General features: G+C 63.0%; 10 protein-coding genes. 4 read left to right on the top strand and 6 right to left on the bottom strand.

What is annotated here, in order from left to right; all coding sequences use genetic code 11:
- Positions 1 to 14 precede the first annotated feature (14 nt).
- The 5 genes from ABDW49_RS23880 to ABDW49_RS23860 form a co-directional block, all read right to left on the bottom strand.
- Positions 15 to 2,864, bottom strand: a complete 2,850-nt coding sequence (locus ABDW49_RS23880) for a TonB-dependent receptor (RefSeq protein ID WP_343615867.1) — start codon at positions 2,862 to 2,864, stop codon at positions 15 to 17.
- A gap of 215 nt (positions 2,865 to 3,079) precedes the next feature.
- A complete protein-coding gene (locus ABDW49_RS23875; RefSeq protein ID WP_343615865.1) occupies positions 3,080 to 4,219 on the bottom strand; it encodes an ABC transporter substrate-binding protein in 1,140 nt (379 codons plus the stop codon).
- Positions 4,216 to 5,616: a sensor histidine kinase gene (locus tag ABDW49_RS23870; protein ID WP_343615863.1), complete on the bottom strand. Its 1,401-nt coding sequence runs from the start codon at positions 5,614 to 5,616 to the stop codon at positions 4,216 to 4,218. The genes ABDW49_RS23875 and ABDW49_RS23870 overlap by 4 nt, the downstream gene beginning before the upstream one ends.
- A 9-nt stretch (positions 5,617 to 5,625) precedes the next feature.
- Positions 5,626 to 6,291, bottom strand: coding sequence for a response regulator transcription factor (locus ABDW49_RS23865; RefSeq protein ID WP_343615861.1), 666 nt, complete (start codon positions 6,289 to 6,291; stop codon positions 5,626 to 5,628).
- A gap of 491 nt (positions 6,292 to 6,782) precedes the next feature.
- Positions 6,783 to 8,246 carry an MFS transporter gene (locus tag ABDW49_RS23860; RefSeq protein WP_343615859.1) on the bottom strand — a complete coding sequence of 488 codons (1,464 nt, stop codon included), beginning with the start codon at positions 8,244 to 8,246 and terminating at the stop codon, positions 6,783 to 6,785.
- 444 nt (positions 8,247 to 8,690) lie between these two features.
- On the opposite strand from ABDW49_RS23860, the gene ABDW49_RS23855 reads away from it, so the two are divergent.
- Together ABDW49_RS23855 and ABDW49_RS23850 are read left to right on the top strand one after the other, a co-directional pair.
- Complete coding sequence (locus tag ABDW49_RS23855; RefSeq protein WP_343615857.1) at positions 8,691 to 9,056, top strand: NUDIX domain-containing protein; 366 nt, start codon at positions 8,691 to 8,693, stop codon at positions 9,054 to 9,056.
- A gap of 125 nt (positions 9,057 to 9,181) precedes the next feature.
- Entirely contained in the window at positions 9,182 to 9,340 is a 159-nt protein-coding gene (locus ABDW49_RS23850) for a hypothetical protein (protein ID WP_343615855.1), read from the top strand.
- Positions 9,341 to 9,572: 232 nt separating this feature from the next.
- Here ABDW49_RS23850 and chrA read toward each other — a convergent pair whose 3' ends face one another.
- Positions 9,573 to 11,024 carry a chromate efflux transporter gene (chrA, locus tag ABDW49_RS23845; RefSeq protein ID WP_343615853.1) on the bottom strand — a complete coding sequence of 484 codons (1,452 nt, stop codon included), beginning with the start codon at positions 11,022 to 11,024 and terminating at the stop codon, positions 9,573 to 9,575.
- A gap of 114 nt (positions 11,025 to 11,138) precedes the next feature.
- Here chrA and ABDW49_RS23840 point away from each other — a divergent pair, with 114 nt between their 5' ends.
- Complete coding sequence (locus tag ABDW49_RS23840) at positions 11,139 to 11,378, top strand: hypothetical protein (protein ID WP_343615852.1); 240 nt, start codon at positions 11,139 to 11,141, stop codon at positions 11,376 to 11,378.
- A gap of 103 nt (positions 11,379 to 11,481) precedes the next feature.
- Positions 11,482 to 11,775 (top strand): hypothetical protein, encoded by a 294-nt coding sequence (locus ABDW49_RS23835; protein ID WP_343615851.1) that lies wholly within the window; start codon positions 11,482 to 11,484, stop codon positions 11,773 to 11,775.
- Positions 11,776 to 11,877: the final 102 nt, after the last annotated feature.

Genomic DNA, 11,877 nt, shown 5'->3' with positions numbered 1-11,877 from the left:
CACCCTCTCCCCGTTCAGAACGACATGCGCGCGCCCATGGTGAAGTAACGCCCGATCTGGTCATAGGCGCTGCTGGCCGCCATGGCGAAGCTGGTCACCTGCGGCGGCGAGCGTGGCGGATCGCGGTCGAACAGATTGTTCACCGTCAGATAGAACTGTGTCTTATGCGCGGTCTTCAGATTGTAGGTCAGCGTGACGTCGGTGTAGAACACGGCGGGCGTGGTGTTGTCGGCATAGCTGATGTCCCCCCCGTCGACCAGATTGGGGTCCAGCTTGGCCTTGCCGATCATGCGCTCCTGCGCGAAGATCGAGAAGGCGCTGGTGCTGTAATTGGCCTGGAACACGCCGCTCCACTTGGGGGTGGTGGTCGAGCCCAGCAATTGCACGGTCGGCGATCCGGGGGCCTGGGTCTGGTTGCTCAGCCCATGGTTGGCCAGCAGGCGCAGCTGCAGCTGCCCGGCCCCGATCTGGCGATGATAGGCCAGCTCCATATCCACGCCCGCCACGCGCACCACGCTCAGATTGAGCGTCTTGTTGCGCACCACCAGTGTCCCCGCCGAGGTAACGGTGAAGAGCTGGCACAGCGCCGCATTGCCCGCCGCACACTGGTCGAGCACCTGCTGCTCTGTCAGCGTGCCGATCGCGTCCTTGATGTGGATGCGGTAATAATCGACCGACATCTGGAAGCCGGGCAGAAAATCGGGCTTGAGCACCGCGCCGCCGGTGAAGGTGCGCGCCACTTCGGGGCGCAGATTGACGTTGCCGCTGGTGATGTTCTGGCTCTGCACGCTGCGGCCCTGATAGGTCAGATTGTTGAGCGTCTGCCCGCCGGGGTTGAACAGTTCGAGCAGATTGGGCCCGCGAATGTCCTGCGACAGCGTGCCGCGCAGCCGCACCGCGCCATTGACATCCCAGACCCCGCCCAGCTTCCAGGTGGTGACCCCGCCCGACTGGCTGTAGATCGCGTGACGCACCGCGCCGTTCAGATCGAGCGAACGCGCAAAGGCCACATTGCGCAGCAGCGGCACGCCCAGCTCCAGATAGCCTTCCTTGATGTCATAGGAGCCGGTGAAGGGTTGCGGGTTGAAGGTGCGCCAGGCACCCACCTTGCCCTGCAGGGCGCTCGGGAAGCCGCGCAGGCCGGTGCCATCGCTGATCGCGGCGGAGGTGGCATCGACCGTCTGCGTGCCCAGCTCCTTGCGATACTCCAGCCCCGCCGCCACGCTGATCGGCGCGGCCAGCGCGAAGCGCGAGCCCAGATCGCCCGAGATGTTGGCGGCCGCGACATGCTCCTGCAGCTTCAGCTTGGCCACCGAATTGCCGATGATATAGTTGGTGACCGCATCGCTGGCCGTGCCCGGCCCCATGATGTTGCGCGGGACACAGCCCGCATCCATGCCGGACAACGTCGAGCGGCAGACGATCTGCCCGTTGGCCGGGTTCACCACCGCATCGGTCGAGGCGTAAAGCTGGCGGTTGCTGGTCAGATTGTTCTGCGCCAGCCGCTGGTCGGAACGGCCGTAATTGTAGGAGACGTCCCAGTTCCACTTGCTGCCGATGCTGCCCTTCAGCCCGGCCAGGGCGTGATAGGCGTCGATCTTGGAGTCCAGCACCGAAAGCGGCAGATCGCCCTCGAATTTGCCCACCGTGAAGGAGGTGATCTTGTTGGCATCCATCAGCGCCGCCACCGAGGCGGGCAGATAGGCATTGTCGCGATAGATCGTATATTGCAGCGCCGAACCGACATCCTGCAGATAGTTCGAGGCTTCGCTGGTGTGGGTGCGGGCATAGAGGCCCTCGGCGAACAGCGTCACAGCGTCGGAAAGCTGATACTCGCCATGAAGGAAGGCGTTGTAGCGGGTCTGCGAGGGCGACAGGGCGATCTGCGACTTGGCGCCGTCACCCCCGCTCTGGAAGGCCGAGCCGGTCTGCGTGCCATAGTTGAAGGGCGCCAGCATGCCGCCATTGAGGAACTGCATGCCCTTGAGCGGACCCGAGGTGATCAGCCCCCCGAAGGTGCCGATCGAGCTGCGCACATTGGGGATGACGACATAGGCCGTGCCGCCCTTGACCGGATTGGTCACGCGCCCGGCATTGTTGTCGAACCAGTCGCGCCCGGTGGGCTGATCGATGCCGACGCCATCCTGATGGAAATATTGCAGGCCGCCGATGACATGCCCGCGCCCATCGGCGAAATCATGCCCCCAGGCCAGCGATCCGCCGCCCAGCGGCATGTCGGCATGGGTCGAGACGCCGGTCTGGGCCTCCAGCTTCAGGCCGGTGAATTTGGTGTCGAGCACGAAGTTCACCACGCCGGAAATCGCGTCCGATCCATAGGCCGCCGAGGCGCCGCCCGTGACGACATCGACGCGCTGCACCAGCTCTTGCGGCAGAATATTGACATCGACCGAGCCCGAGGCGTTGGTGGTGGGCATCCGCCGCCCGTTGAACAGCACCAGCGTGCGGTTGGCGCCCAGCCCGCGCAGGTTGAGCAGATTCTGCCCGGTGGTGCCGCCGTTGTTGGTGTTGGTGCCCTGCGATGTCTTGGTGCTGCCGTTGAAGACCGGCAACTGGTTGAGCGCATCTGCGACATTGGTGGGGGCAGCGGTGCGCAATTGCTCGGCGCTGGCGGTGCTGACCGGCGTGGGCGCGGAAAAGCCCGAGCGGATGCGCGTGCCGGTCACCACGATATCACCGGCGGCGGGCGCGGGCGCCGGGGCGGCGGCTTCAGACGCATCGGCTGCGGGCGTTTCGGTTGCGGGCACACTCTGGGCCCAGACAGGCCCGGCCAGCAGCGCCACCCCCAGCGAGAGCGAACTGACAGCGCGGCGCAGGGCCACGGCACGGACGATCGACGATCCCATGTGCATATCCTTCCCATATCAGGCAGCTCTCCCCACGCAGGGGCCGCCCATTGTCTTGTAATCTTTGCTTTATGCTCCCCCGGAACCCGCGAGACGGGGCGCTTGTCCGGTCTCGGCCCGGCTCCGCGCTCCCATGCCCCCGCTTGGGTTCCATCAGGACAGGGACGGTATAGGAGGGCAAACTGTCAAAAGACTGACGGCGGGCGGATGTTCTTTCAGCGCGCGGGAACGATCGCCTGCAGCCACTCCTGCAGGAACACCTTGCGCCGTGCCTGATCCTGCAGCCGCAGCAGCGAAGACGACACATTGGCCTGGCTGAGCAATCGCTCCGAAGGGGTGAAGCTGGCCCGCGCATCGGGCACCGGCGGGGTGAGGATGCGGCTGGCAATGGCCTGCCCTTCCGGCGAGATCAGAAAGGCCAGAAAGCTGCGCGCCAGATCGGGCCGCACCGCATCCTTGGCCACCATGGCCGAGCGGGTCTGCACCGCCTGATAGTCGCGCGGCACGATCACCCCGACATCCTCATGCCGCCGCTGCGCCGCATAGGCGTAGGATAGCTGGACATTATAGGCCAGCAGCACATCGCCACGCGCCACCGCATCGACCATCGTGTTCGAGCAGCAATAGAGCCTTATATGCCCGCGCCCGAAGCTTTCGATCAGCCGGCCATACAAGGGCGCTTCCCGCGAATCGAACTCGGCGTAATTGTAGGCAAGGCCCGACTGCCGGATGTCATAGGTGGCGATATGCCCATCGAGCGCCTCGGCCCGGTCGCGCAATTGCTCGGCCAGCGCGGCATGGCTGTCGGGCACCATGGCGGGCGCCAGCAGGCGGCGGTTGTAGACGAAGACCGCCGGTTCCAGCGCAAAGGCATAAACCTCGCCGCGCCACTCGCGCCAGTCGGGGGCGGCAAGCCCCGCCGCCTGGGCGCAGCCGTCATTGGCCAGTTTCACCAGATGGTCGGTCGCCACCGAAATGAACAGGTCCGGGCCATCGTGGCCGCGCGCGCAGCGCGCCTGCGCATCGCCCAGCAATTGCGTGCTGAGCATATCGACATAAAGGATCGCCAGATCGGGATGATACGCGCGAAACCCGTCGAGGAAGGGGCGCATCAGGCTGATGTCGGTCGCCGCCTCGATCACCAGCGTGGCGCCGCGCTGAGCGGGAGCCAGTTGCTGACCAGCCTTCCACACGGGTGCCGCCTTGCCCTCGCGCAAGGGCGGCAGGGCGGTGACGGTGCTGCCCGGCGGCGGGGTGAAGGAGGATTGTGCCGTGTCATGACTTTGCGGCGCGCAGCCCAGAGGCAGCAGCGCCAGCGCCATCACCAGTCCACGCAGCATGCGGCGCGCGCTCATGCCTCGCCTCCCGGCAGGTCAAGGCGGACCTGAAAAGCGCCATCGCCATCGCGCCCGAAGCTCAGCACGCCGCCATGCGCCCGCGCGGTTTCATGCGCGATGGACAGGCCCAGCCCGGCCCCCAGCTGGGCCTGCCGCTTGAGCGCGAAAGGCTGCACCGCGCGCGGCCATTGCGCCGGGGAGATGCCCGGCCCCCGGTCGGCGATCCCCAGCACCACCCTTCCTTCCGCTTGCGTACCGGTGATGCGGATCACCCCCGGCCCGCCGTGAGTCATGGCATTATGGATCAGATTCATCACCGCCTCGCGCAGCATCACGGCGTCGCCCTTCACCATCAAGGGTGCCTCGGGCAGATCGACCGCCAATTCGCAATGGAAGGCGCCTGCCTCCTCGATCAGGTCGATCGCCGCCTGCCGCACCAGCTCGCCCAGATCGAGCGGCGCCAGCAGAGCGGTTTCCCCGCGATAGGCGATCATCGCATGGCCCAGCAACTGGTGGATCAGACGGTTCAGCTCGGTCAAGCGGTCCTTGAGCCGCGCGATGCGGCCCAACTGGCGGCTTTCGGTCACCTCATTGCCCAGCAGGTCCAATTGCGCACCCAGCGCGGTCAGCGGCGTGCGCAATTGATGCGCGGTCAGCCGGGCAAAGAACTGCATCGTGCCCAGCCGCGCCTCCACGCGGGAGACCAGACCGTTGATCGCCTTCACCAGCCCCTCGGTCTCACGCGGGCCGGCCATATCGATGCGCTTGAGATCGCCCGGTTCGCGCGCCTCGATCATCGCACTCAGCCTTGCGAGCGGACGCACCGCCAGCCGCGCCGCGCGCAAGGTGGCCATAAAGCCCAGCAGCGAGAGCACCAGCGCGCCCGGTGCGGCGCGCAGGAACAGATGACGGCGCATCGCCTCACGCGCCAGCAATGTCTGCCCCACCGTAACGGTCAGCCGAGCGGCATGCTCGCCATTGCCCAGCGCGCGCGCCACAGTAAGAAAGCGCACATTCTGCCCGCGATAGGGCCGGGTCAACGCGCTTTCCCCCAGCGCCCGCCGCACCATCACCGGAGGCGAGGCGACAGGCAGGTCGTCATAGCCGGTCATCAAGGTACCATTACCCTTGCGCACCGCGTAATAGAACCGGTCATCCGCCGCTATGCCCAGCGTATCGAAGGCACTGACGGGCGGGACCAGCTGCGGCTCGTCATCGAGCACCACCGCGCTGTCGAGGAACTGCACCGCCGCGCTCTGCAGCAGGCGATCATAGGATTCATCCGCCGCCGATCCCGCATCATACCAGGCCGACACCAGCGACACCAAGGTGCCCAGCGCGAACACCGCCACGACCACCAGCCGGAAGCGGGCATCGATGGAATGGGCGAGGCGCGAAAGAATGGCGTCGAACACGGGCGCGCCTCACTCGGCGCGGAACTGATAGCCCAGCCCGCGATGGTTGATGATGACCGCTCCCGAGCCCTCGATCTTGCGACGCAAACGGCCCACCAGCACCTCCACGGCATTCTCGCTGGCATCGCTGCGCCAGTCGAACAGACGTTCGAGAATGTTGGCCTTGCTCAGCACCCGGTTGCGGCCCGCCAGCAGCATTTCGAGCAAGGAGAGTTCACGCGGGGAGAGCGCCAGCACATCCTGCCCGATGCGCGCCAGCCTTGTGCCGCGATCATAGACCAGCCGCCCGCACGTCATATCATTGGTGCGGTCACCGCTCTGCCGCCGCAACAGGGAGCGGATGCGGGCCTGCAATTCGTCGAAATCGAAGGGTTTGCACAGATAGTCGTCAGCCCCCAGATCGAGCACCTGCACCCTTTCGCTGACCGCCGCGCGCGCCGTGACGACCAGCACCGCCGCATCCAGCCCGCGCGTCCTTATCTCGCGCAGCAGGCTGACGCCATCGGCATCGGGCAGCATAAGATCCAGCACGATCAGATCATAGGTGGCGCCCACCAGCCAGTCCTGCGCAGCGCTGCCGTCGGCGGCCCAGTCAACCACATGCCCCAGCCGCTCGATCGCCGCGACGACGCCCTCGGCGACATCGACTGTATCCTCAACCACCAGCACGCGCATGAAGCGCCTCTCCCTCGTTCGGCTCTCTCGGCCCGGTCCGCTATAAGGTGCAAGACTGACAGCAAACTGTCAGCATAACAATGAATCAGGTACTCATTCCATCAGAGTTTAGCGCGCCCTGATCATTTTCGAGTCGCTGTTGATTAAGAAGGATAATTATTAGTTTTCAAAAACTTAATTCATCATAAATGGTTGTACACTGACATTCATCGCAAAATTTCATGCAGATTTATCGGCCTTAGCCCCCCTCAGCCCGACAGGGATCGACAGCTGTTTTGCCATAATTTTATCTGTGCCTAACTAGGCTGGACGGCGCACTTATGACTGCGCTTGATGCGATGTTCGATGCCTGCAACATAGGTTTCCACCTCCCGAATTCGCTCATCGCATGGAACCCAAACGCAGCACGGGCGGTTAACTGCAACTGCTATTCCTCCCCGGACAACCGCGCCAGAGCGAACGGTTTGGAACAGAATTGGTGGACTGAATTCCTAGGCCAGCCCGTGTCCGATCTGGCCATTGTCCGCATCAAGATCGCGCAGATCGCGCCCGCGCGTTTCTCGCCCGAACCATGCCACCAGTATGAGTGCAATGGTGGTGGGCAGCATCACCAGCAAGGAAGATGCCCCCATCGAAAGGGTAACCCCGCTGATCGTCAGCCCCTGCGCCAGCAATCCACCGCCCTTCGTCCAGGCCGCGACCCAACCCGTCGCGCGACCGCGTACCTTCAGGGGAAAACTCTCTGCCGTATAGGGCAGGACAATCGCGATAATGCCGTTCGTGCCGACAATGAGCAACGCCACCGGCAGCACCGGGCTTCCGTTACCCGCCAGTTCCAGCCGCAACACCAGCAACAGGCCCATCAGTGTCAAGGCGATCATCGTAGCCAGTGCCCATTTTGTGCTCCATCGACTGTACAGCAGCGCCGCCAGGAACACCGTTGGACATGCGATCAACGCGCTCTCGGCGAGCAGACGGCTGGAGACACCCACGGAATAGCCTTTCGCCACCAGATCCGCCGGCAGCCAGAGCAACAGGCCAAAGTTGATCAGGCCCCATGACAAAGCGCATATGCTGAGCGCGGCCAATTTGCCGTAAAGCTGGAAGCCAATAAGCGCGTGCGATCCACGCTCGCCAGTCTCTAAGGGGAGTTTGGCCCGCTGCGCCCTCGCGCCAAACCGGCGCATCACCGCCTCGGCTTCCTCGACGCGCCCTCGCGCCAGCAGGAATTTCGCGGATTCCGGGATCAGCGCTCCCAGAAGAACCAGCGTCAGCCCTGTCGGCAGATTGGCAAGCCATAGGATACGCCAGCCGAAAACCGGTTGCAGCAAGGCCGACATGCCGCTGGCCGCGAAATAGCCGCCGACTGCGCCCAGTCCGCCAACAAGCACCAGACTCCAGCCGCGATGGCGGCTCGGCATCATTTCGGCAAGCAGCGCATAGGTCACCGGCAGCATGCCTCCCGCCGCGGCGCCCATCATGAAGCACATGGCAATGTTCCAGGCCAGACTTGGCATGGCGCCACAAATCGAAGTGCCCACGAACATCACCGCCGACAGCAGGATTGAAGCCTTGCGTCCGTAAACATCGGCAATCCAGCCCCACAGCACCGATCCGGTCACCGTGCCGGCCAGCGCAAAAAACGGCACCAGCGAGACAGTCTTCTTGGGAACACCATATTCGCTGATCATGCCGGGAACCGTGAAGCCCAGCGACGCCGGTTTCATCACATCGATCACCAGGGCGACCGTCAACACAGCCATCAGGCCCCAATGGGCGAGGCCCAGGTGGGCATCCTCCGGTGCCGCAACGACGATCTGCGCGGCAGTCGCACGTTGTGCCGCGACATTACGAGGCAGCAGCCCATAAGCGGCAACCAGCGTGCCCAGGATGATCAATCCCATACCGGCCAGCATAAAGTTGTCCATGGCCATGCCCGCCAGACGATAGTGCATCGAGCGCGCCATCATAAACATCGGGAAATGGGCGCAAACGCCCAGCGTCACCGCGATGCAGCCCGCAACAAAGGCCCAGACTGCCTGTCGATCCGACAACGTGCTTTTTATTGTACCCATGTGCCTTAACCCTCTCGCTCGCCACGCGATAAACGCAATGCCGAAGAAGTGAAAGCGGCGGCGCCGGAGGATGCAGACAGAGGGTACCCTAGCCGCTATTGGCTGATCGCTCACCTGGTGGTCAGCCAAACTCTGAACGCGCCAGCACTACATCAAATTTGCACGCGCGGACAGAAAAACGATGAGCCCAGCACCAAGCCTGTGCCCACTATGCTTTCTCTCACCAATGCCGTATTTGTGATTCCTGCAGGGTCCTGACAGTAAGAGCAGTCCATGCAATGTGCAGCGATACCATACCACAGGACACCTGCTGGCGATCTAGAGGTGTTACTGGCAACCTCACGTAGGAAAGGAAACTGGATACTTCGCAAAGGCCAGGTCAAATCTGAAAAAGCTGCTACTGCCTCGGTTGTGGAAGAGATGTATGAAGAGGCAGGAGCCCGCGGCACGATCGGTCAGGGCGCTGGTAGCCCGGTGCGACTTCCCTTTGATCGAAGTGGCGAAGGCGCAGCAAACGAGCAAATGCACATCTTTTCGCTCGAGGTCGATACGACCTTACCGATCTGGCCGGAGATGTTTCAACGCCAGCGCCGGTGGTTAAACCTTCAGGACGTTGAGGAGTTGGTCAAGGGTGCTCATTTTCGCGCGACGCTCAAGCGGTTCGCTACGATCATGGCACCCATAACATGACCACTCGTGTTGTGACCGGATCGACCGGCAACAAATCGATGTAACATCCGACCTGAAAGAGAAACATCAAGCTGCTAGAAGGGCTGTGCGAGTCACCAAAGGCGACCGTTTGGAGAGGAAAGCCGATGTTCGACCAGATCGACGCAGCCTATTATCGCATGCGCGCAATCGAAGAGCGCGAGAAAGCCAACGATGCCGACATGCGCGAAGCCGACAAGCATCGGGTGCGGGCCGCCCTTTTTGAAAAGAGAGCAAAAGCGCTGGCAGGATCAGTGGTCGCGTAAGGTTCGGGAGAAGCACCGTTCCGGTCGACCTACTGCGTCGGATGTCGCAACAGCAGATCTGTCAGCCGGACCCCGCCAGGCCAAACCGCCTTTAAAGGTTGCGATGCACGTAGACGATAGCCGCCTCAGTGGATTTGGTCATACTTGCCAAGTACAAGATTCCGCGAGCGACCAGGAACCAAACTTTTGCCGTCGTGGGAAGCTCAATGTTTCGCCTAGGTTAGATGACGTTTTAGCCAGTCAAGACGCGCACAATTGGCGCGCCGACGGTCACTAGGACGATGGCCAGAGGTGGCCATCGTCGGAAAATCAGCAAAGCTAGGGCGATAACCACGGTCGCCACATCCCCGGCATCGACAATCCCTGTTGTCCAGAGCGGGCTGTAAAGAGCGGCCGCGAGAATCCCGACCACGGCTGCGTTGACCCCGGCGAGAACTCCACGCGCAGCCCGTTGCTGCCGAAACTGTCGCTGAAATGGGAGAGCTCCCGCCATCAACAGCAGACTTGGTAGTGACAAAGCAACCAGTGAGATCACCGCAGCGGTCAGGCGGGCGGAAGGTAAGGCAAGCGCCCCCAGATAAGCAGCGAGCGTGAACAGTGGGCCAGGCATGGCTTGGGCCGCACCGTAGCCCGCAAGGAAGGGCGCGTCGCTCATCCAGCGCGGCACCAACTCGGCGCGTAGCAGCGGCAGCACAACATGACCGCCGCCAAAAACCAGCGCGCCCGCTTTGTAGAAGATGGCAGCGAGGGCCAGCAGCGTGGTTCCCGACGCCGCGATGGGAAGAGCAAAAAACAAGACGCCGAAAGCCATCAGGCAAACCACACCAGCGCGCGGCGCCGGTCGCCAACCCTCGAGACTGTCCGACAGATGAGCGCTATCGCGGCATAGCCATGTCCCGAGCAAGGCACCTGCAGCAATGGCCAAGATCTGCGTGATGGGAGCCGCTGCCGCCAGCATGAGAATAGCGGCCGCCACAGCAAGCAGGCGCCGAGGGAGATCAGGGGTCAGCCTGCGCGCCATGTCCATCAGGGCCTGTGCCACGATGGGAATGGCGACCAGCTTTAACCCGTGAATGGCGCGCATCGCCAAGGGTCCTGTCATGCGATCGACCCAATAGGCGAGCAACAGCATGGCAAGGGCCGACGGCAGCGTGAAGGCCGTCCATGCTGCAACGCCGCCCCACCAGCCTCCACGCGTCAGACCGATCGCGAAGCCCACCTGGCTCGATGCCGGTCCGGGCAGAAATTGGCCCAATCCAACCAGCTCGGCATAGGCTTCCTCGGAGAGCCACCCGCGACGAACCACAATCTCGCGATGGAAATAGGCAAGGTGAGCGACCGGTCCGCCAAACGAGGTCAGGCCCAGCTTGAGAAAGGTGCCAAATATCTCGCTGGGCCGTCCGAGGGACGTTGGGCAAACCACTGTTAAGGCTGACGGACTACAGTGTCGGATCGCTACACTGCAAACCGGTGTACCGACAGAAAGAAATTGTGGTTGCAGGCCTTGGTTATCCATTTGGGCGCGGCTCTCCACCCGACATGACATTGGGAACGGACCGCAAGTCAGCCGGGAACTGGTCAAACAGAGCGTTAAGATCAAACACCATTCCGTCCCGATCGGAATAAGCATTGCGTTGAGCGAGGCGGATATGTAAATTCCAGTGCTGTGAAAAGAGTCTTTCACCTTCTTCTCCTCATCGGAGCACTGATCGGGCTGTCTGGCCAGGGGGTTGCTTTTGCGACCATCGTGCCTGCGGTTTCCGCATCCACGGCCATGTCCGTATCGAGTGGTGCCGGCATGTCCGATGACTGCATGAAGATGATGGCCCAGCAGCAGCCCGCGCAAAAGCCCTGCAAGAGCATGACGCTGGCTTGCATAGCCGGGATGGGCTGCATCGCGCCCATGGCGCTCCACAATGATGCGCCCATGCTGCAGACGCGCCAGATCAATCCCGTGCTGGGCTTCTGGCCCATTACGCCGATCCTGGATGGCAGCGCTCTCGCGCCTGAGCCCGAACCTCCGACTCTCCTTGGCTGATTGAACCAGCTGGCAAGGCTGACGGCATCACAGGCGCCTGTAGCGCTGTGATCAACTCCGTTCGCCTGCGGCTTTTATCAAAATTTGCCAAAGGATTACAGTCATGAAGACGTTTGTTCTGCGCGCCCTTCTGGGCGTGGCTCTCGCTGCGCCCGCCGTTGCTTTCGCGGCGCCCGCCGACCACAACCAGCAAGCCGGCCATTATGAATGGCGCTCGATCCCGCAGTTTGGCCCGCGAGCCTCGGGCCCGGCACGCCAGCAGGTCTGGGTGGCCGATGCGACGCCAATGGCGAGCTGTGACTGCGACATGATGAAGATGAGCAGCGCCAAGGCTGCCGATTGCATGACGCGGATGCAGGCCATGGCATCGCCGGTCTCGGGCCACCGGGCCGGCTAGGCCAGGGCTCCGGCCGCTTAAAATCGGATTGAGGACCGGGGCATCAGTGACGGCGGGCTTTGCCTGCCGTCACTGACCCTACCTCTACGTTCGAGCCCTGGC

Origin of the sequence: Novosphingobium sp., assembly GCF_039595395.1 — a bacterium.
Taxonomy (GTDB): Bacteria; Pseudomonadota; Alphaproteobacteria; order Sphingomonadales; family Sphingomonadaceae; genus Novosphingobium.
This window is presented reverse-complemented; position numbering and strand designations above follow the sequence as displayed.